This is a genomic window from Brevibacillus sp. JNUCC-41 (assembly GCF_014844095.1).
Classification (GTDB): Bacteria; Bacillota; Bacilli; order Bacillales; family DSM-1321; genus Peribacillus; species Peribacillus aracenensis.
The window spans coordinates 4061329-4083460 of sequence record NZ_CP062163.1 but is presented as its reverse complement, the minus strand read 5'-3'; the positions used below and the strand labels follow the sequence as shown (position 1 = coordinate 4083460).

The 22132-nt window shown below is 35.5% G+C and carries 17 protein-coding genes and 5 pseudogenes; 9 read left to right on the top strand and 13 right to left on the bottom strand.

All coding sequences use genetic code 11. The annotated features are described in order from the left end of the window. The first annotated feature begins 523 nt into the window (after positions 1 to 523). A complete protein-coding gene (locus JNUCC41_RS19880; protein WP_192204481.1) occupies positions 524 to 793 on the top strand; it encodes a COG4315 family predicted lipoprotein in 270 nt (89 codons plus the stop codon). A gap of 166 nt (positions 794 to 959) precedes the next feature. After that, positions 960 to 1439: a hypothetical protein gene (locus JNUCC41_RS19875; RefSeq protein ID WP_192204480.1), complete on the top strand. Its 480-nt coding sequence runs from the start codon at positions 960 to 962 to the stop codon at positions 1437 to 1439. A gap of 300 nt (positions 1440 to 1739) precedes the next feature. Here the strand turns inward: JNUCC41_RS19875 and JNUCC41_RS19870 are convergent, their stop codons facing one another. Both JNUCC41_RS19870 and JNUCC41_RS19865 read right to left on the bottom strand, forming a co-directional pair. Then, complete coding sequence (locus tag JNUCC41_RS19870; protein ID WP_192204479.1) at positions 1740 to 2615, bottom strand: R2-like ligand-binding oxidase; 876 nt, start codon at positions 2613 to 2615, stop codon at positions 1740 to 1742. 178 nt (positions 2616 to 2793) lie between these two features. Then, entirely contained in the window at positions 2794 to 3288 is a 495-nt protein-coding gene (locus JNUCC41_RS19865) for a DinB family protein (protein WP_228467385.1), read from the bottom strand. Between the two features lie 168 nt (positions 3289 to 3456). On the opposite strand from JNUCC41_RS19865, the pseudogene JNUCC41_RS19860 reads away from it, so the two are divergent. Continuing rightward, positions 3457 to 4130: pseudogene (locus tag JNUCC41_RS19860) on the top strand (IS6 family transposase). 98 nt (positions 4131 to 4228) lie between these two features. On the opposite strand, the gene mbcS reads toward JNUCC41_RS19860, so the two are convergent. Further along, a complete protein-coding gene (gene mbcS, locus JNUCC41_RS19855) occupies positions 4229 to 5821 on the bottom strand; it encodes an acyl-CoA synthetase MbcS (protein ID WP_192204478.1) in 1593 nt (530 codons plus the stop codon). Positions 5822 to 6185: 364 nt separating this feature from the next. On the opposite strand from mbcS, the gene JNUCC41_RS19850 reads away from it, so the two are divergent. Further along, positions 6186 to 6395 (top strand): hypothetical protein, encoded by a 210-nt coding sequence (locus tag JNUCC41_RS19850; RefSeq protein WP_192204477.1) that lies wholly within the window; start codon positions 6186 to 6188, stop codon positions 6393 to 6395. Positions 6396 to 6400: 5 nt separating this feature from the next. On the opposite strand, the gene JNUCC41_RS19845 is transcribed toward JNUCC41_RS19850, so the two are convergent. Next, complete coding sequence (locus tag JNUCC41_RS19845) at positions 6401 to 7831, bottom strand: class-III pyridoxal-phosphate-dependent aminotransferase (protein ID WP_228467384.1); 1431 nt, start codon at positions 7829 to 7831, stop codon at positions 6401 to 6403. Positions 7832 to 8194: 363 nt separating this feature from the next. Between JNUCC41_RS19845 and JNUCC41_RS19840 the strand changes: the two genes are divergently transcribed. Together JNUCC41_RS19840 and JNUCC41_RS19835 are read left to right on the top strand one after the other, a co-directional pair. Continuing rightward, the gene (locus JNUCC41_RS19840) at positions 8195 to 9016 is read left to right on the top strand and encodes a helix-turn-helix domain-containing protein (protein WP_192204476.1); all 822 of its coding nucleotides are present in this window, start codon (positions 8195 to 8197) and stop codon (positions 9014 to 9016) included. A 288-nt stretch (positions 9017 to 9304) separates the two neighbouring features. After that, positions 9305 to 9505 (top strand): annotated as a pseudogene (locus JNUCC41_RS19835) (GNAT family N-acetyltransferase); the annotation flags it as partial. 707 nt (positions 9506 to 10212) lie between these two features. Here the strand turns inward: JNUCC41_RS19835 and JNUCC41_RS19830 are convergent. Beyond that, positions 10213 to 13180, bottom strand: a pseudogene (locus tag JNUCC41_RS19830) (Tn3 family transposase). A gap of 113 nt (positions 13181 to 13293) precedes the next feature. On the opposite strand from JNUCC41_RS19830, the pseudogene JNUCC41_RS19825 reads away from it, so the two are divergent. The 3 genes and pseudogenes from JNUCC41_RS19825 to JNUCC41_RS19815 form a co-directional block, all read left to right on the top strand. Continuing rightward, positions 13294 to 13719, top strand: a pseudogene (locus tag JNUCC41_RS19825) (recombinase family protein); the annotation flags it as partial. 63 nt (positions 13720 to 13782) lie between these two features. Next, positions 13783 to 14745: a helix-turn-helix transcriptional regulator gene (locus tag JNUCC41_RS19820; RefSeq protein ID WP_192204474.1), complete on the top strand. Its 963-nt coding sequence runs from the start codon at positions 13783 to 13785 to the stop codon at positions 14743 to 14745. Positions 14746 to 14819: 74 nt separating this feature from the next. Next, entirely contained in the window at positions 14820 to 15452 is a 633-nt protein-coding gene (locus JNUCC41_RS19815; RefSeq protein WP_192204473.1) for a type 1 glutamine amidotransferase family protein, read from the top strand. A gap of 1066 nt (positions 15453 to 16518) precedes the next feature. Here the strand turns inward: JNUCC41_RS19815 and JNUCC41_RS19810 are convergent. The 8 genes and pseudogenes from JNUCC41_RS19810 to JNUCC41_RS19775 form a co-directional block, all read right to left on the bottom strand. Further along, positions 16519 to 16761, bottom strand: coding sequence for an HU family DNA-binding protein (locus tag JNUCC41_RS19810; protein ID WP_192208240.1), 243 nt, complete (start codon positions 16759 to 16761; stop codon positions 16519 to 16521). A 203-nt stretch (positions 16762 to 16964) separates the two neighbouring features. After that, entirely contained in the window at positions 16965 to 17279 is a 315-nt protein-coding gene (locus JNUCC41_RS19805) for a DMT family transporter (protein WP_192204472.1), read from the bottom strand. After that, positions 17280 to 17621 (bottom strand): DMT family transporter, encoded by a 342-nt coding sequence (locus JNUCC41_RS19800; protein WP_192204471.1) that lies wholly within the window; start codon positions 17619 to 17621, stop codon positions 17280 to 17282. It abuts the gene before it with no gap. A gap of 183 nt (positions 17622 to 17804) precedes the next feature. Then, on the bottom strand, positions 17805 to 18755 hold the full coding sequence (locus JNUCC41_RS19795) for a sugar phosphate isomerase/epimerase family protein (RefSeq protein ID WP_192204470.1): 951 nt from the start codon (positions 18753 to 18755) through the stop codon (positions 17805 to 17807). Between the two features lie 182 nt (positions 18756 to 18937). Beyond that, entirely contained in the window at positions 18938 to 19234 is a 297-nt protein-coding gene (locus JNUCC41_RS19790) for a RidA family protein (protein WP_286182424.1), read from the bottom strand. A gap of 484 nt (positions 19235 to 19718) precedes the next feature. After that, positions 19719 to 21005: an MFS transporter gene (locus JNUCC41_RS19785; protein WP_192204469.1), complete on the bottom strand. Its 1287-nt coding sequence runs from the start codon at positions 21003 to 21005 to the stop codon at positions 19719 to 19721. A 59-nt stretch (positions 21006 to 21064) separates the two neighbouring features. Beyond that, positions 21065 to 21145 (bottom strand): annotated as a pseudogene (locus JNUCC41_RS19780) (SMR family transporter); the annotation flags it as partial. Positions 21146 to 21174: 29 nt separating this feature from the next. After that, positions 21175 to 22047: a Cof-type HAD-IIB family hydrolase gene (locus JNUCC41_RS19775; RefSeq protein WP_192204468.1), complete on the bottom strand. Its 873-nt coding sequence runs from the start codon at positions 22045 to 22047 to the stop codon at positions 21175 to 21177. Positions 22048 to 22132: the final 85 nt, after the last annotated feature.

The following is a 22132-nucleotide window of genomic DNA, read 5'->3' as shown; positions in this document are numbered from 1 at the left end:
GTTGTCTGGTGATAATCAGTATTATGTTAACTAGATTTACATATCGTATACTTCTTTAATACAAGTCAATTATTGAAAAAATAACTTCTACATATAAGAGAGATAATAAGAATAAATTTTAGTTTAGCTTTTTTCTCTACACAAAAGTCATATAATTTTTTCAAGTGCAAAAGAAACCAGCCAAAATATTATAAGTGATTAAAAGAAATTGTCTATCAACATATCAAATTCGTAATTAAAATGGGGCCATTATTCAATTTAAGGGTTCAATCTACACATGAATCGTAAATTTATAAAAAATAATCAAACCAATATTCTCCTCTATACGTTTATATATAGTGAAGGGAGCAAAACTCCGACTAAAAATATTTTCAAAGGGAGGTGGTGGGAAACCCGCAGCATATTGATAGGCATTCGATTCTCCTGTTCATCTGGATTAAAGGAAACATCTATCAAGAACATCAAGAACATAATTTCACAAAGTGAAGAAATGTTAAAACCTTCTCCTTCACTATAATTCAGGATGAGTCAAAAAGTACAAGCTTTAAATGCTAAATCAGACGAAGTGGGAAAGTATTTAATCGACCAAAAAGGAATGACACTTTATTATTTCACAAAAAGTGATTCAAGCGTCAGTAATTGCAAAGGTCAAGGTAGTGAAAATTCACCGCTTTTCCATGCAGATAACATCATCTCCTCCAAATGGTTGGACAAAAAAGAATTTAAAACAATCATAAGAGGTGACGGACAAAAGCAAACAACGTATAAAGGGCATCCACTTACAGACCGGTGATATAAATGGTCAAGGCGTAAATAATGTCTTTTGCAAAAACAAAGAATCAGGAACGCTGATAAGTAGCAAAAGAGTTGTTTAAGTTAGAAAACTTGAACAAGCAAAAAAACATTCATATTTTTGAACAGATGAAAGATAAAAATAGTATGTCCAGGGGTGGATTAAAATGAAAAAATTTAGTTGTTTTTTAGTGGTGATGATTTTTATGCTTTTAATGACAGCTGGCTGCAGCTCTAATGTTAACGATGAAAAAGCCAATGAAGAGCAAACTGAATTAACAGAACAACCAGAAAAGCAGACTGTGGAAGAGGCAACAAGTGAAGACATGCCAGCTTTTCTTTCAAGCGGTAGCGAAGAAGTGATCATTTCACTGCTGGAACTTAAAGCCAATATAGAAACAGAGTCTGAAAATACCGAGCAAATCCAAACAACAGGTAAAGACCTGGAAGAAAGTTGGGATTCAATAGAAAAACAAGTTGAGGAACAGCACCCTGTAGATTATAAAAACATCGAAGAAAGTCTTTATCCACTCATCGCTGAAATAAAAAAGGATCAATCAGATGTGGAAAAAATAAAGCAGTTAACTAATGACACGACAGAAAAAATGAGGGCATTTAAAGAAAAAATAGCATCTGCTTCTTCATAATAGTCATTAGGTTGAATTCGAAATCTATACAGAAAACAAGCCCCAACCTTGTTCATCAAAGGGCAGGGCTTTTTGGGTGTGCAGCAGTAATTTGAATCCAACGTTTTGTATACACATGTTATCTTCAATACACCATAATGTATCTGTTTTACGGCTTAAGGCTTTTGCTGATACTGCTTAAAGAACAAGAAAAATGGACTGCTGAAACAGTCCATCGTTATTCAATTCTTGCGCCAAATCAATAATTATTAAATATCCAAAGAAACTGTTTTGGAGTGGCTTTTCCACCTTGACTTTTAATTATTCAAAAATAATTTCCGTACGGTAAATCTCGTCTAAGCTTTTACCTTGAGCTCGCTTCAACACTTCTATCCTTGCATTCAATTGTTTGGCCATAAAAGCTTGACTATCTGATTTTTTTACACCAAATGGACTTACTTCTTCAAATCGCATCGTTTCACTCAATTCGATTGCAATTGGCATTAATCCTTGGAGTTTATTTAAAATACGGTCTAATAAATGTGGATTCTCAGAAATAAGACGTTGTAATAGGAAGGTTCCAAATCCGATGTGCCTTGACTCGTCTCTTTTAATATGGGTAATCCCTTCTAAGAGGCCAGGCATTTTTTTAATTTTAGCTAAACTCTCATAAAAATCCCAATACCCGGTTTCAGCAAGTACTCCTTCTGCGAACATATTATAAACAACGGAGGCATCCGCAATGGCTTCAGGAGATTGGTCATGTAATAAGCGGCCCATCGTTTCTGGCAATATTTCATCAAATACCTTTCTATAAACAGGTGAAAGAAAAGAATTTAAATCTCGTTTAATACCGATGTTTTGTAACAGAAGACTAAAAAAGTCTGCATGTTTCGCTTCCTCGAATAAAAAGGTTGTTAAATACATTTCTTCCTCATATTGTCCTGTTTTTGAAATTGCATAAATAAGTGGAAGAATATCATGGGTTACGGCCTCTTCAGCACCGTAAAAAAAGGAAATTAGTTGAAGAAGTGTATCTTGCTGGTCCATATTTAATGATTCCCAATCAGCTTTATCTTTACTAAAATCAATGTTGTTAGGATCCCAAGTTCCAAATTTTTTAGCCTTCTCATATAGTTTAAATGGCAGTGAGTCTCGATTAATTCCTTTTTGACTAGTAGACACATAATGACGCATCAACATTCCTCCTAAATTGGTTATGATTTTAACGTGAAATGAGACCTTATTATGATAAACTTTTGAAGTTTAAATCTTAAGAAGGAAAAATTTACAACGCACCTATTAGTTCATTAAGAAAAGCGATCGATTGCTAAAAATTTGTTTACCTTAATGTGAATGGAAGTTAAGAGAAAAACTATTTTGTTGAATTGATTTCATAAAGATAGAAAACATAATCTGTTGGTACACTTGAGTAACCCTGTTGACGTATCATGGCCGTAAGGTTTCCACGATGATAAGTACCATGGTTAACAACATGCTGAATCAATTCGGAAAGATACGTTTCTAAACGACCGTATTGAGGATGTTCGGGGAAAATTCCTTTATCAAAATCACTCTCATTTTTAAAAAAATCTTGATACTTCTTTGACAACTCATAAAACAGCGTTTCCATTTCTTTGAGTCCCTTATCCTTTGTCTTTTCTTGCGCCTGTATAATGGAAGCTTGAATCTCATCCATACTATTCTCTCGTATTACACCAAGCCATATTGTATCCGCCGTATAGATATGAACAAGCGTCTCCGCAATTGAGGAAAAAACACTTTGAATTTCCCGATCATAAATATCTCTCGGCAATTCTTTCAATCGCACCAAAAACTTATTGTTCGCCCAAACATGATAGTCATACAACTGTAACGCATGATGTTATTTCATAAAAGATCTCTCCCGGTATAAGCTTTTCTACCTATATTACTTCTGTTTTCATTGACCAAATTCTTTATTCTATCCCCACATTAAATATTAACATAAATATCCAGTCTTTTTTTTGAAAGTCTTATTCCATTAAATGCCCAATTAATGAACATTTATTTTAGCCGGAAGCACTATCAGCCGGAAATGATTATGTTAACGGTGAGATGGTACCTGCGGTATAGTTTGAGTTTTCGTGATTTGGTAGAAATGATGGATGAACGAGGTTTATCTAAAGCTCACACAACCATTATGCGTTGGGTTCATCAATATGGACCTGACTTAAATGAAAGAGTACGGCGTCATCTCAAGCCAACAAATGACTCTTGGAGAGTCGAAAGTAAAAGGTCAATGGATGTATTTGTATCTTGCAGTCGATTCAGAAGGGAATATGATTGACTTCAAGAGATAAACAAGCAGCCAAGCGCTTTTTCAAGAAAGCCTTGGCTGCTTCTCATGTTTTTAAACCGCGTAATCCTAACAGTAGACAAAACCCAGTCTATCCCGTAGCGATTCAAGTGTTAAAAGAAGAGAAACGTATGCCTGAAGGCATACAAATAAGGCAAGTTAAATATCTCAATAATATAGTGGAACAGGATCATCGTTTTATAAAGAAGCGAGTTCGTTCGAAGTTAGGATTGGAATCATTTCGTACAGCTACTTATATACTGAGTGGCATAGAAGCGATGCATATGATTAAAAAGAAGCAGGTTCACCATGGGGGGAAGTCTGCCCAAAACCAAAAAGAATTCATCCATAAACTGCTTGGGTTAGCTTCATAAGTTACCAATTTAAAGGAAACCGACATTCTATGTTTCTAGCGATGATTTTTGCACTAGAACCCTTTTTCTCGTATAACCAAGGGTCTAATAATTTTCTACTATTTTATTAATTCTTTAGCTTCTTTTTGCTGACGTAATTCTTTACGGCGAATCTTCCCTGAAGTTGTTTTCGGTAAATCTGATACAAATTCGATAATTCTAGGATACTTGTATGGTGCCGTAAGCTTTTTGACATGCTCTTGTAATTCTAAAACGAGCTCCTCTTTATTTACATCTTTTGGATTACGTAATACAACAAATGCTTTTACCACGCTGCCACGAATCTCGTCTGGACTTGCAACTACTGCACACTCTTTAACAGCTAAATGCTTAGTTAATGCATCTTCTACCTCAAAGGGTCCAATTGTATAGCCAGAACTAATAATAATATCATCACTTCGACCTTCGAACCAAAAGTAACCATCCTCATCTTTAGTAGCCTGATCTCCAGTAATATACCAATCTTCACGTAGCGCCTTTGCAGTCCGCTCTGGGTCCTTATAATATTCTACAAACAGAGCAGGTGTACTTCTATGAACAGCAATATCTCCCACTTCGCCTGATTTTACAGGGTTTCCTTCTTTATCTATAATATCTACCTTGTTTCCTGGGGTTGGTTTACCCATTGATCCTGGTTTAATCTCCATTCCCATCAATGTACCGACCAAAAGGGTATTTTCGGTTTGTCCATATCCATCACGAACTTCTACATCAAAATGCTTTTTAAATGTATCTATGACTTGACGGTTCAATGGTTCACCAGCAGAAACTGCGCTTCTAAGTGCTGATAGGGAATATTTTTCAATATTATCCACCTTTGCCATAAGGCGGTATTCCGTAGGTGTACAACACAAAACGGAAATATTATTTACTTGCAATAATTGTAGGTACTTGTTTGGATCAAAACTCCCATGGTATACAAATGCTGTTGCCCCCATACCTATTGTTGATAAGAAAGGACTCCATATCCATTTTTGCCAACCAGGGGCAGCTGTTGCCCAAACTGTATCCTCATCTTTAACTCCTAACCACTGTTTTGATGCGGTTTGTAAATGTGCATATGCCCATCCATGAGTGTGGACCACTGCTTTTGGATTACCTGTTGTCCCGGATGTATAAGGCAAGAACGCCATTTCATCACTTTTTGTTTTAGCACCTTCACAAAATTCACTTTCATTGGCTGCAATCTTATCTAATGAAATCCATCCTTCAAAGGTATTGCCGATTATAAATTTAAGAGTTAAGGTTGTCAGTTCATCTTTAATATCGTCTACTTCCGAAATAAATTGGTAATATGAAATGATAGCCCTTGCGCCTGAGTGTCCTATGCGATAACTCAAATCTTTGTTTCTGAGCATTTCTGAGCATGGGATAATTACAATACCTAATTTTATACAAGCTAAATAAATAAAATAAGATTCAGGTATACGTGGTAATGTCAGTAATATTTTATCTCCCTTTTTCAAACCTTGTTTTAATAAAGCGTTAGCATATTTATTTAATTGTTTAACTAAATCCAAGTATGTGATTTCCAACAAATCTCCTAGCTCATTCAACCATTTAATTGCAATTCTATTATCCTGGTTTACAAACTTTTCAACTTCTTGAGTAAAGTTATAATACTCTGGGGCAATTAAATCTTCCTTTTTCACTCTAATTCCACCTCGTATAGTAAGTTTAGAATTCTCTTTTGAGGTAATTTCCAGTTCATGAATTGCTCTTTGATAATTTCATAGAAGTTAGTTAAGATAGTGAAGGGCTAGCCCTCCACTATCTTAAAAATCCCATAATTGACATTGGTTTAATTGTTTTACCACTATTGGAGTCTGCAGCAGCTTGATTAATTTCATTGAATTTATAAAACTTCACTACTTATCGTATGGGAATTTCCCTTCTTTATGGTATTGAATATGAGCTCAAACAATATAAGGAGGAAAAAGAAGATTACCCTCTCAGCAGACCACTCCCTAAACAGCCACCTGTTTCATCTTTCCATAACTATATGCAGTAAATAACATGGCAGTAAAAGCAATAAGGTTAGATAATACCATAGCCTATTCGGAAGCGGTTACATTAATCCCGAACAGCATTATTGAAGCTACAGGAGACATAAAAACCACACCAAATATGACAAGATTTCTCATTTCAAGGTGCGTTTTAACTCTTGTTTATATCCAAATGATTATGGATTTAATTGTAGATCCATTCCTTGTTACTCTGAAATGACAACATTAGGATTGCTGCAATTCTCCACTTTCCAAATAGTCAAGTGCGTAATCCAGTGCATCCATTGCTTTATCGATGTCTTCACGACTAACATTCAGAGATGCGCCAATTCTCATTGTATTAGGCATTACTCCACCAATCAGCACTCCTTTTTCTAGCGCTTTTTTCATAATGATTTGTGTAGGGATTTGATTTGGATTCATCCCGTGTGTGAAGTTCCGGTCCAATTTTACATATGGAGTCTTAGTCTTGGCATTCACAATATCTACTATCCATAAAAGGCCATATCCGTCGAAATTGCCTATACTTTTATGTTTTTGTTGCAGAAGTTCAAGTTTACTCCTTATATACTCTCCGCTGTTCTTCGCTTGCTCAACAAAGTTTTCTTCCATCATCACTTCTAAATTTGCACAGACCGCAGCCATCGCAACTGGATGACCCGCATAGGTGGATACTGACTCCCATCGGTGCTTATCCATAAACGCTGCAATTTCCTTACTAACTACGACAGCGCCAGCAGGGAGTGAGGAACTGGAGAGTCCTTTACCCATAGTGATTATATCTGGCTGTACCCCATAATGCTGATATCCAAACCACTTCCCTGTCCGCCCAAAGCCAGTAAGAACCTCATCATTAATCCAAAGGACACCTAGTTCTTTTGTCATTTTTCGGATCTGTGGAATGTATTCATATGGGGGCATAGCAGAGCCTGCACCTTGCGATACTTCAGTTATCACTGCTGCCACTTGTTCCGGACCATAGTTTTCGATCATACGACGTGTATACTTTACACTCAACAATTCCCCGTTTTCATCTTTTAGGCAGTTGCCGTTCGAATCCTGAAACATGTTAGGGGATGGTGCCATCAAAACAGCACTATTATATGATGAACCAGGTATTTGTGCTGAAAAAGATTCTGAATTTTCCCCAACTAAACCACTTCGATATGACCTTAATCGAGTAACAGTAGCTGCTCCACCAGTCCAACCATGATAATCGTGTTCTCGTGTAACCACTAGTGGGCGATTTGTATATAACCTCGCGATATTCAATGCCGTTTCCACTGCTTCACTTCCTGTTGATACGAACCTAACTTTTCCTGGCCAGTCTTCATCAACTAAAATATCCTCAATAATTATCTTAGCTGCTTTGGCTTTATAATCAGTTGCATAAGTATCCCATACAAAACCATATCGGTCTAAAGCCTCCTTGATTGCAGCATTAACTTTTTGATTTTTCTGACCTAAATTGACACAATAAAGTTGATTGAAGAAATCTAATAATCTTGTGCCATCAGGCATAATCAAATAGTCACCTTCTGTTGATTCAATCGGTACAGGTTGATACTCATTTTGGGTACTAAACGTCCTCATCAGGTATTTACGATCCCATTCTTTAACTTGCTCCCAGTTTATTTTTTGCACTGTTAAACTCATATTTTGATCCCTTCCTTTCCCCTTTGTTGCTATTAAGTGTATTATATTTCCAGTGATTTATATTGAAGAAATCGGAACATTACAAATTTTAATTTTTTTGATATAATCTAAAGTTTTAGAAACTTTATTCTATTAATTATTTTTGACAATTTTCAGTCGCGGCACAAACGAAATGATTGATTTGCTAAAAATATAAAAGTGGGTGATAGAAGAAGATCAGTGTACTATTAGAGAATAGGAGCAAACTTTTCTCTAAATTTCCAAGGTAAAATAATATAATAACAACCTGCTCTTAACCCTTGTATATCTATAAAGAAGCTCAATAAGTATTGCTAGAATTTTTCAAAGCAAAGGAGGAAATTTATGATTAATAAAAACGTACGAAACACATTACAAACTACTCATTATATTCCCTTTCAACCTGGATTGAAATCTAATACTGATTATTATATAGAGCTAAAACCAAGTCAGGATTCTGCCCAACTTCCAATCATATTATTCTATCAGTTTAAGATTGATCATCATAAAGATTGGGTCCCGGCCCTTCCCGACGGATGTATCGAGTTTATTTTTTGCTGTAATCCGAATAAACCCTCTGCTCATATTTACGGTAGTTTATTGCAAATTAAACAATTACATTTCCAACCCGGATATGATCACTTTGGGGTTCGCATTTTACCTGAGCATGCAATTAAATTTGTTAATAATGCCATGCCTGATATTATAGATAAGAAACTTCCTCTTTGTAATATCATTTCACTAGAAGATTCAATTGTTGACAGAATAGCAGAACAAAATTCATTTCATAAGAGGATAGAGTTGTTTGAACAAATCGGAAAATTCATTAAATTTGGAGAGATACCCAAAATTGTTGATTATTCTATAAAAAAAATATATTTATCCAAAGGAAACTTTAATATGAAAGACCTAGTAGAAGATACTGGTTATTCCGAGCGATATTTACGAATGAAGTTTGCGGAGATAGTTGGAATTCCACCAAAGCTTTTTAGTCAGATCATTAGATTCCAAAAGGCTTTCTTTTTGCTTACTAATGAACGTACCTCTTTTTCAGATGTGGTGGATGAATTCGGATATTGTGATCAAGCTCACCTTATTAATGATTTTAAAAAGTTTAATCTATATAAACCTGCCCAATTAAAGAACAATACCATTATTACTAAGTAGACTGATCATTTACCGCATGAATATCTGCTCGGACTAGAGACTTTCCCTACTAGAGCGTTTGAATGAAATATAGATTTATCGTTGAATAACTAGAATATCCAGAAAATTATGTATTCTCACCCTAAAAAAAAGCAAAATTGATTCGTTCCTCCCATGCTAATAAATGCAAGGTGTTTTGAATAAAGGTGCAAAAGTTGCTGGAAGTTAGGTAACCAATCATTAAAACCTATTGTTCCAATTATTCTTTTAGTACCTTTTTTCTCAATTCCCTAACGTATGCCTCTTTTACATAAACGAGCTGAAATTGGTTACGAAATACATCCAGATCACTGGAGAAAAGGATACACTTTGGAAGCAGCATCTAAAGTTATTTCATATGGATTCGATGAAATGAATTTAACTCGAATAGGCGCTGTTGTGTTTATTGAAAATGAAGCACCTAGTACGTTATTAACAAAAATAGGTTTCCAAAAAGAAGGCGTATTATGAGACTATATGTATCAAAACGGAAAAGCACACGATACATATGTTTATTCATTCCTTAAAAGATAACCGTTATTCCAAAAAGGCGCGATTGTAAAGCAGCACAGGTAGAAAATGATCAAACTTTTTTATAATAGCCCAAACTTATATCGGATGGAAAAGAATCCATTTTGATCAATCTTTTTTCAAAATGGATTCTTTTTATTTATCCTAAAGTATGGTTTTGCGATGTATTTTTGCTCAAATTTTATTTCATCTATATATTGTCTTACTGCCTGTATTTTTTCTTCTGAAGAAAATCTCGCCATAAAAAACTGCACCTGCAATTGTTAGTTGTGTCTAACAATTGGGGTGCAGTTCATTATGAACTGACCCCATAGGGTTACTTGTCACTTTGACCGAAAATTCGCGTTGGTTTTAAGCGTTATTTTTCACATTCAACTTTAAAAAACCCAGCTATCTCCACATGAGAAGATTAGCTAGGTTTCTTAATATTGACACCCAATCTTTTAATAGAACAATTCGATTCTTCCTAGTAAAAAAGCGACTGCTTTTTGTTCCACAATCGCGCCCTTTAATTGAAAAAGAATTACAAATATCAATACCTAAAATTGTTTTAAGCTTATTTATGTCTAAATTGGGGTACCGTCAGGAAAATGCGGATTTACAACGCTAAGCACATTTCCGAGACGATTCCCCTATTTTTAACAACGTTAAGAAAGTTTCAATGGTCTTAAAGAATCTAACGAGACCATTTTCTCGGAATTAAAATGGTATTCTCCTAGCAAATTAATATGTTCCCAAGCTAGAGGCGACATATGGTGCAATAATTCTTCATTAAAACTACCAGACTGTTTTTGATATTCAACTGCTTTTGTTAGATGTAAGGTATTCCAGATACTAATGGCATTGATAATTATGTTTAAAGCACTGGCCCTTTGGAACTGATGCTGTATGGTTCGTTCCCTAAGCTCTCCTTGTTTTCCGAAGAAAATAGCTCTTGCCAGCCCATTCATGGCTTCTCCTTTATTCAATCCTCTTTGTATTTTTCTTCTTAGAGATTCATCTGAAATGTAATTAAGAATAAAAATCGTTTTTTCTATCCGGCCCATCTCACGTAAGGCTGTAGCTAAGCTGTTTTGTCTTGAATAGGAACCTAGTTTCCCCATAATGAGGGATGCTGAAACCGTTCCTTCCCTTATAGAATGAGCTAATCGCAAAACATCCCCATAATTTTCTTTGATGGTCTTTGTATTTATTTGTCCACGTAAAATGGCTTCTAGTTTTGGATACTCACTTGCTTTATCTATTGTAAATAATTTTGAGTCCGATAAATCCCTTATTCTTGGAGCAAATTTAAATCCTAATAAATGAGTCAGCCCGAATATTTGGTCTGTGTAACCGGCCGTGTCTGTATAATGCTCTTCTATATTTAGATCCGTCTCATGGTGCAACAAACCATCCAAAACATGAATCGCATCCCTTGAATTTGTATGAATAATCTTTGTGTAGTAAGAAGTGAATTGGTCACTCGTAAATCGATAGATGGTGGCTCCTTTTCCAGTTCCGTAATGTGGGTTTGAATCTGCATGTAGTGACGAAACACATAGCTGCATTCTCATACCATCTGACGAGGATGTTGTACCGTCTCCCCAATAGGAAGAGTAATTGTAATTTGTGATGAAAATTTACTAATACAGCTTGGGCTTTATTCATGGCATCTTCATACATGCGCCATTGAGATACATTGGCTAATTGTTTATATGTAAGTTCGGGTGTTGCTTCAGCCATCTTGCTCAAGCCAATATTCGTTCCCATTCCTAAAAGGGCAGCCATGATAATGGTTGTTTCTTCTTTATCTGGTTTTCGATTATTGGAAGCATGAGTGAATTGCTCATGAAATCCTGTTATATGAGCAACATCCATGAGTAAATCAGTTAATTTTATTCTTGGCAGCATTTGATAAAGGCTTGCACTAAACTTTTTTGCTTCTTCTGGAACATCTTTTTCTAAGCGTGCAAGTGACAGCTTTCCTTTTTCAAGAGAAACCCCGTCTAACTTGTTGGAATTGGAAGCTAACCACCTTAACCTTTCGTTAAGGCTGCTGGTTCTCTCCTTCATATAATCTTCAAATGATAAACTAACTGATAATCTCGTATTCTCCTTCGTTTAGTTCCATGTATCTTCTGAAAACAAATATTCCTCAAAATCTCTATACTGTCTGCTGCCAACAATGGAAACATCTCCTGCCCGAACATGCCCCCGAAGTTCTGCTAAAATAGCCATTTCATAGTAATGACGATTGATTGTTGTACCATCATCCTCGTATAAATGCTTTTTCCAACGTTTTGAAATAAAATCCACAGGCGAGTCATCAGGCACTTTTCGCTTTCCGGATTCGTTCATTCCTCGGATAATCTCAGCAGCTTGTAAAAGTGGCTCATTTTCCTTTGTAGAATGAAATTCCAATACCCTTAATAGCGTTGGCGTATATTTTCTAAGTGAATAAAATCGTTTTTGTAGTAAGTCTAAATAATCATAGTCAGCAGGACGTGCAAGCTCTTGAGCTTCTTCCACCGAAGAGACAAAAGAATTCCATTCAATAACGGATTCTAAAACCTCAAAAACGTCTAAATTTTCCTGTTTTGCTTTGATTAAAGCTTGTCCGATGTTCGTAAAGTGTATAACTTTCTCATTTAGCTTTTTACCGTTTTGTTTCTGATTTTCCTCTTGAGCCTTACGGCCTTTTGATAACAGACTAAGTATTTGTCTGTCATGTATTTCAAAAGCTTTGTCCGTTAACTCCTGAGTAAGATGTAATAAAAAGACGGTTAATATCGAATGTCGTTTATTTTCTTGAAAGTCACGAAATGCATAAGGCTCATATCTTGAACCTAAACTAGATAGCTGTAACAGGCGATTGCGATGCAAATGACTAATTTTTACCGTCTCTAATTCTATTCCCCGTATGTATTCGAGTCGTTCTATTACTTTTAGAAATGTTTCGGGTGAAGGATGACCCTGTGGTTCCTTTAACCAACCCAATATCGTTTTATTGGATTCGGATGGATGCTGCGAAGTAATGATCTCTTCAAGTTTTACTTTTTGCTCATTTGTTAGGGACTGACTAACCGTATTAAATAGCTTCTTTTCAGCCATTGTTCTTGCCTCCCACACCATTCTCTCAAGTGTAGTGATAGCAGGCAGTATGATTTTGTTTTTTCTTAGAAAGTCGATACATTCATGTAGTAGATGAATGGCATCGCCATTTTCCAAAGCTAATTGATGAAGATGCTTAAATGTAATTCGGTATTCTTTTAGGGTAAAAGTTACAAAATCGTATTCACTTCGAATTTCTTTCAAATGATCCCAAAGTGTATTTTCTCTTTGAGGATAAAGACTAAGTGAAGATGGACTGGCACCGATTTGTTTTGATATATAATGTATGACCGAATCTGGGATGCTTTTGATATGAGTGTACGGCCAACCGGGATACCGAAGAACGGCTAATTGAAGGGCGAACCCTAACCTGTTTTCTTCTCTTCTTCGTTTATTTATAATTTCTAAATCTCGTTTGAAAAAAGTGTAGTAGGTTCCTAGCACCCACTCATCTTCAGAAGTTTGCATAAGAGCCTGTCTCTGTTCGGGTGTAAGTAATTCCCTACCTCTCGCAATTTTCATTTAGCATCATCCCATTTCTGTATTTTTCAATTTATTACTTCAATTATATATCAATAGAGTGTAGGAGACTGATAAAACCATAGTTAAGAGCGTCTCATAAGACTTGTCTCAAAAATGAGGTGCAAGAAGGTGACATCATTTATGTTACGGACTTAACTCGGATTACTCGTAGTACACAAGATTTATTTGAATTAATTGATAACATACGGAGTAAAAAGGCAAATTTAAAATCCTTAAAAGATACATGGCTAGATTTATCAGAAGATAATCCCTACAGCCAATTCTTAATTACGGTTATGGCGGGTGTAAACCAATTAGAACGTGATCTTATCCGTATGCGGCAGCGTGAAGGAATTGAACTGGCTAAGAAAGAAGGAAAGTTTAAAGGTCGGTTAAAGAAGTACCATAAAAATCATGCAGGAATGAATTATGCAGTAAAGCTTTATAAAGAGGGAGATATGACTGTAAATCAAATTTGTGAAATTACAAATGTGTCTAGGGCCTCATTATATAGAAAGCTATCGGAAAGGAACAGTTGATGAGTTATACCAAAAATCGGAAATATATAATAGAAAATAAATTTCATATAGAGGTGGAATTATATGCCTAAAATTGACAATATGTTAGCAATTTTATGGATGCTTCGTTCAGGTGAAAAAATTACTGCAAAACAAATTTCAGAAAAGTTAGAGATGAATATAAGGACTGTGTATCGTTATATTGATACAATTTCAACAAGTGGCGTACCTATAATTTCAGAACCAGGACATAACGGTGGATACACTTTATTGAACAATTTTATTGAGGCTCCTCTTTTTTTTGATTTTGAGGAGCAAACTTCACTATTTCACGCTGCTGTTTTTGCAGAAGAAGCCGGATATTATGGAGGTGAAGCACTAAATAGGGCCATTTCAAAACTAAGTAAATACTCAAATCAAGAACAGGAAACAAAGATAAACCAACATTTATCTAGTCTTGAAGTAATAAGTCGATTAAGTTCACTCTCTATGGAACCTTTTTTGAAGGAGTTGGAGCAGGCCGTAGCTGACGGGTACTCAGTAAAAATTCTTTACCATAAAAATGCCGAAAAGCAATTAAATTATAGATTGGTCGATCCGTACAGAATTATCTATTGGAATAATAAGTGGTATGTGATTGGATTTTGTCATCTTAGGAATGATATCCGTAGTTTTAGAGTAGATCGAATTGAAAGTCTAACGCTAACCGAAAATAAGTTTAACCGGCCAGAAAATTTTTCAGCACGTGACTTTTTTATAAAAAGTCTTCTTCCAACTATAGAAGATAAGGAAGGGATTATTTCTTTGGTTATTAATGGGAATAAAAGTGTATTGGCTGATATTTGCCAACATTGGTTTTTAGGGCATTATTTACAAGAACGGACTTCAAATCAAGCTTTTTTTCTTCTTGAAAAAGATATGATACATACATATGTACCTTATTTACTTTTACCGTACAATAAATCTATTAAAGTTATTGAGCCAATAAGTCTTAAGAAAAGACTTATTGAAGTTCTGTCGGAATTAATAAAATTTCATCAAGTATGATAACTTCCCTGACGTTAACTGTCAGGGAAGTTATATTATAATAGCTATATCAATTGTGATTGGAGTGTTATTGGATGCAAACAAAAAAAGTTTTTCTATATGTATTTAATACAATGTCGGACTGGGAATATGGATATTTAATTGCTGAACTAAACACAGGAAGATATTTCAAAAAAGATTTAGCACCTTTAAAAGTAATTACAGTAGGAGCTAATAAAGAAATGATTACTACTATGGGAGGGCTGAGCATAAAACCAGATATTTCCCTTGATGAATGTACTCTTGAGAGTAAAGATCTTTTAATTTTACCAGGAGGGACTACTTGGAGTGAAGAAATTCATCAACCTATCTTGGAAAGAATTGGCCAAGCTTTAAAGCTTGGCACTATTGTTGCTGCAATTTGTGGTGCAACTGAGGGCCTCGCGAATATGGGATACTTAGATACTAGAAAGCATACAAGTAATAACTTAGAATATACTAAAATGGTATGTCCTAACTATAAAGGAGAAAAGTTCTATGAGTTGGGATCTGCGGTATCTGATGCGAATTTAGTTACTGCATCAGGAATAGCTCCTCTGGAATTTGCAATGGAGGTACTGAAAAAAATAGATGTATTTACACCAGATGCATTACATTCATGGTATAACCTAAATAAGACTCATAAACCTGAATACTTCTACCAGTTAATGAATTCAATAAATAAATGAAGTAACTGAAAAGCTCAATTTCTCTATTTTGATTTGTAGAGAAGTTGGGCTTTTTAATTTGGAATTTCCTTATCGTTGCAAATCCGCCTTTTCCTGACGCTACCCCAAATTATGCCTAAACGTGTTCGGGTGTCCTACCGGCTGGGAGGTTTGCCGGCCTTCACTGTTTTACGATTCGGAAGGCAAAGAGAAAAAATAATAAAAAAAGCAGCCGCCCGGCTGCTTTCCTTGTGACCTTTTATTCTATTAATCCTTAATCCCTTAATCTTATGGTTTCCGGCTCGTTCGGTATGGCGGCGATAGCCGTAAATGGATCAGGAACCTACAGGATGTAGGCGAAGCATGAACCGTACAGTTCGTCGTTATCGAATCATTTAATACCGAAGCGACACGTACAGAATGTCAGAAAAGTGTTCTTTCCTTTCTGTACAGTCTGCAGTGCTACCACACGAAGTAGATTCAAAATGCTCTAAGACCTGATACCCTTAATGCTGAAGAAATCACAGCCTTTAAGCTGTTCAATCGATAAAATCAGTATAGAATGGATGCCTTCTAAAAATTGTTAGTCAGACAAAACTCGCATTCAAGAACGAACGTTCCTATAAAAAGGTGTAAGAAGGGGCGATTTTTACTCTTCATGTCCATGGGAAAATGAAATGTTATGGATTCTTTATGCCGGAACACATAAAAATGTTGAAAAATGTTGGCCAGAAGCATTTCTAAACTTCAATTGGACCAAACATTAATTAAAGACTCTGTACGGCTTTATCAGGAAGCCCGAGGAAAAAACACTTTTAAACAATACCATATGAAAAGATGGTTTCCTTACGTCAAGTCTCGGATCGAGTACATAATTAGATCCCTATAAAAAGAAAATCTTCATTCAAGATGAATTGGATGCGGAAATTACACTCAACTTTTTTCATATTGTTGACGTCAAGAACCATAGCAATTAACCTATGTGTAATCCGAGGCGAAAGTAAAAACCTCCCTTTTCATAAAGAAAAAAAATACTCTGGAGAATATCTCATCCCCAGAGTATTTTTACACTTACCTACTATGCCTTTTATTTAACAGCCTCTTTTAATTCCTTACCTGGTTTAAAAGCAGGAACTTTGGAAGCTGCAATTTGTATTTCTTCTCCTGTTTGTGGGTTTCTACCCGTTCGAGCTGCTCGCTCGCGCACTTCAAATGTGCCAAATCCAACTAGTTGGATTTTTTCCTCTTTAGCGAGTGTATTTGAGGTCGTTTCAAACAATGAATCGACTGCTTTTTTCGCGTTTCCTTTTGTTAGTTCATTATGGGAGATTAATCCTTTTTTGGTCGTCGCGCTAGCTTCTACTTAATTTGCTATGATTGGAGGTTTTTGTTTAACGATTTACCAAACTTAAATAGATCACTCATAAGGCTCAGCATTTTTTTAAAAAGCGTTTTTACTGGGTCTATTTTGTTGTGGTTTTTTCTGGATTTTGAGCATTTTTAATTTCATGGGAGTTCAACAACGTATGATATTTATGATGTCAATTTCAAACCCACTACTGCTACTAAAATTGCCCCTATAAATAAAATTCGTTTCCAATCTTTTGATTCTCCATAAAACAACATTCCAATAATTACTCCTCCCACAGTTCCAATCCCTGTCCATACTGCATAGGAGATTCCCATAGGGAGAGTTTTCATTGCTAGACTTAGAAAACCAAAACTACTTATAAATCCCATAAATAATACTATATACGACTGTAAGTTTTTATCTTTAACAACTTTATTCATACCCGTAACCCCAACCACTTCAAAGGCTCCAGCCAAGATAAGATATAACCAAGCCATTTATACAGCACCTTCTTTCTTGCTTGATTCAGTTGTGACAAGTTTTAATCCTACTACACCAGACAGAAGCAGGAGAATAAACAATATTTTTGTCCAACTGAAAGGTTCTCCAAAAACCGCCATTTCCACCAAGACTGTTCCCGCTGTTCCTATTCCTGTAAAGACAGCATAGACAGTAGCAACGGGTAGCTTTTTTGTAGCTTTCATCAAAACAACAAAGGATACATAGATAAGAAGAAATGTGCCGGCCCAAGAAATCAAATTATTTGAATACTTCAACCCCATTGCCCACATTATCTCAATAATACCGGCAATAATAACATATGCCCAATTCCGATTCATAAAATTCCCTCCAAGACCATTTTCCTTAATTCGCTCTGACGTCATTTCATCACACTCACGAACGTTCGTAAGGTAAATTTAACTTAAAAAAGTGTTGCGTGCAACCCTATTGTTAAACTCAAGCACCCTTCTGCAAAATAAATAGGGAGATTATTCCCGAAAGAACCTCTCCCTGTTTTTTATTTAGCGGCAGTATTTATCCCTTAATGCAAGTGCATATCTAACTGATTGCTCTGCACCTTTTTCTTGATCGACAATCATTTGTTCTAGAAGTTCTGCTGGCGGATAATAGTAATCCAATGGTTTAATTACATTTAAATCATAAGGAGGTTGTTCCACCTTAAATGCTCCTTCGCCTACTGCAAAGACTCCTCCTGTACCAGGCTCTCTCTTAAAATGGATGGCATACGGGAAGCACATTTCTACGTTGATTCTTGTCAACATTGAATTCTCAATCAATATTTTAAAACATTCTTCCAAATCGATATTGCCAGTCCCAGCAGGTACGCCACATACCCTGTAATCTTCGCCATCATGGACGATAATATGATCCTTAAAATGAGTTGTAAAGGCATATGGTGCTAATTTTCTTACAGCTTCAACCGGGTCCTCCCATGCCATCATTGCATTCCCGAAATCGCAATGAGCACCCACCCAAGGGCTGTTGACTTCCTTGATGATTTGAATCACTTCATCCGTTAACTCTTCCTCGTGATTTTCAACAGCAAGCTTCATTCTATATTTTTTTAATAATGGAACAATCTGTTTAATATCTTCAGGGGCTCTTCTCAATGTGTCTGGATCATATTCTCCCATGCAGGTATACGTACGAATGACATCCGCTCCAATTCTATGCGCGGCCTCAATGACCTGTGTCAGATGTTTCGGATCGGTTCCATTTGTATCGATTTCAGCGAAAAATCCATACTTTTGAATTTCTTTTTTCACCTTGTCTAAGTATTCCGGTTCAAACGATTCTAATGTGCCAATTCCTGGTAAACCTGGCCATGGAACAATATTGATCATGACTCCATCTAATCCCAATTCGGCTGTTTTTCTGATAAAACCGAAAATATCCATTCGACCTGTAATAAACTGCAAATGAAAGCTTTCTGTCTCTAATCCAATTTTCATGTTTTACCCACCTTTATGTTAATTTATTGTACCGAGTAGAAATTAAACTAAATTTTGTTCGACTTCTATTTTTATTTGAATTAATTTCTACTTAACGACTTTGCTTACGAAAGTTCTCTTAAATAAGGGAAGAACCAGCAACTAAACGACGGAACACATTCTCCCCAAAAAAGAATAATTGGTCACCTTTTTACCTCGGCCATCAATTCAATTTCAATCATTGCATTCATAGGTAATTCTGCTACCTGAATGGTACTCCTAGCTGGAAAAGGCTTCGAAAAATATTCCGCATAAATTTCATTTACAGTTTGAAAACCTGATAAATCAGTCACAAATATAGTTGTTTTCAAAACTGAATTCATTTCTAGACCTTTTTCTCTTAAAATGTGCTTTGAATTTTCTAAACATTGTCTTGCTTGGTCTTCAATGCCTATAGCTAATTTATTCGTATTAGGATTTAAAGGGAGTTGCCCCGAAATATAGAGAATCCCTTTTGATAATACCGCTTGGGAATATGTCCAATAGGTTGTGGCGCATTACTTGTTAAAACTGCTTCTTTCATAATAAAAATCTCCTTTTTATCTACAATATTTTTCTCGTAACTTTTTTGACCGTTTGTACAGATTCTTTAATTTCATTATCTTGGGCCAATAACATTTGTTCTAAAAGATCATCACTTGGATAGTATGTTGTAAAAGGATCAATCAGTTATTATTGAAAAACGGTTTTACATCTTAAATGATCCTTTCCTTCCTTCGCTTACATGGATGACACATTTCTAAAATTATTCTGTGTAAAGTATGACTCCGGCTAATCCTAATTTAGCTGTTTTTCTGATAAAATCGAAAATATTCATTCAACTATAATAAACTGCAAGTGAAAGCTTTCTGTTTCTAATCCAATTTTCATTTTGTTACCCAAAGTTAATCCAATTTATATATCGATAAAAAATTAAGCATTCATTTAATTATCTTCCAAATATCGGTTAGTTTGTTTTTGCTTTTTTAAAATTTTAACTGAATAGTTACTTATAATAAAACCTATAGCTGCAAAGGCGATCATAATCAAAAATACATATCTATATCCAGTAATTCCAGGATTGTGATCCAGAATATTACCATACATGGCAAAGGCGAAAATTGAAGGAGCATAACCAACTAAACAAGCTACTGATACGGCAGCACCGCTTATCTCTTTTGGAATATCAATTTCATCTAATGGGGCAAAAAACACAGCCCGTTGAGTAAATACAATCGATCCGAAGCCAAGTGTCGCAATTATTCCTATATAAATATTCATTTTGTCATGTGGAAGCATAATAAAAATTATCATTGTAATAATGGATAAGAGAAATGTAAATCTAAGGTATTTTGTCGCTGATTTAAATTTTTTATCAACTAAGAATCCACCGATGGGACCGCCTATCATTTTTAATCCATATTGGTTTATAATCCCATATACACCTAATAACGCTACCGGCATTCCATAAATTTCTTGCAAGAACGGAATAAAGTAAGTTAAACCTGCGTAAACCGTATAAACGCAAAATATTGTAAATGAGGAAAACCAAAGTTTGGGAGTTTTAATTGCTTGCATCGCACCTTTCAAAGCTACTTTACTTTTACTAATTTCTTCTCCACCCTTATCAAACGTTTCAATGATATCGTCCTCTATAAAGAAATAACTGATGATACCAACAATAATTGTAATCAAGGCAAAGAATAAAATTGCGGCTCTGAAACCTAATGACTCAGATCCTAACCAAATAAATATACCTAGAGCAGAGAATGCAACGATTGTATCTACAACACCACGGCCAGCTTCAAGAAATCCAAACATCCTGCCTTGTTCGTCGGAGTCTCCAAGCAATTTAACGGTTTTTATCAATACTGGCCAAAAAGTAATCTCTGTAAATAAAGCCATTACTCCCCAAGAAGCTAAAATTCCATAATAACTTGGTATAGTAGATAAATAAATCCCAGTTGCACCTACACCAATCAATCCAATCGGAATTAACTTCCTTTTAGAAAATCTATCAGTGATGTACATGGAGACTACATAACCTAACATTTGTACAATAGCATATACAGATAATGCCAAACCTATTTGGGTATGTGAAAGATGAAAATATTTTTGCATCGGAACGTAAAAAGCATCTTTTAAGGATGATAATTTAAATATTGTTCCTCCTCCCAAAATTAAGATACATAAGGTAAACCATTTATTGACCTGCTTCTGTGCTACTGCCATAAACAATCCCCCCTCATAAATATGAAAATAATTAGCGGTATTCGTTAAAACTCAAAATTGGTGAATCCGTGAGAATATTTAAGAGCGTTCACCCAAACGATTTCCAAAAGTCCTGCCATTATAATATATATCCAGGCCATTTTATCGCTCGCTCCTTCGGCATTGACACTTATTTTTGAACCACGAAGTTCTCCAAATATCGATAAATCGCATAAGCTACCCCATTTTCATCATTTTTAAGGGTTGTCGTTGTACAAACATCTTTTATGACATCTTTCGCATTTCCCATCGCTACGCTGTATTCAACTTTCTCGAACATGGATAAATCATTGTTGCTGTCCCCGATTGCCATAGCCTGATCTAAGGAGCCATTCATCAAAAAAGCCAATTTTTCAAGAGCCTTTCCTTTTGAAGCTCTTTTACTAGTCATTTCAATGTTGTGATCAGCAGATGAAACAACCATCAACTCATCAAACTTTTCGAATTGGTTCCATGCTTCCGCTAATTTCTTTTTATCAAAAGAACATGCCAATATGTTATAGAATTCTTCCTCCTGTTTTAAGATATCATGATAGTTTTCAACTAAAACATATCCAAACTGGTCAAATTGCCTCTCCGCTACTTCAACTAATTCTTTCATATCTGTATTCAAATCTGCGTTTTTCAAACTTTTAATCTCATTATGGAAATGTTCTCTTCCCTTTTTTAGCGTATAAATGGCTTTATCAGTAAACACTTCGTAATAATAATTCCGTTCATCTAACCATTGGAGAATAGATTCGACACAATCTTTAGTTATCGTAATAGAAGAAATGCACTTTCCGCTTTTGGAATGAGTGGTTGCACCATTTGTCCCGATTACAAATGGGGAAATCCCGGCTTTTTCACAAATTGTTTGAACGTCAAAATAAGCCCGCCCTGTTGAAATAACTACTTCAAAGCCTCTATCTTGGGCATATTGAATCGCCTTTATATTTTCTTCACTAATTTCGTTCTGGTCGTTTAATAATGTTCCGTCTAAATCTATCGCGATGAAACTCATGCTTATAGCCCCTTTTCTCATTCTATTAATTTCTCTATCTAGCTTTGATACCTGCTCTCAATAAAAAGCAATCTCAATGTGGGAT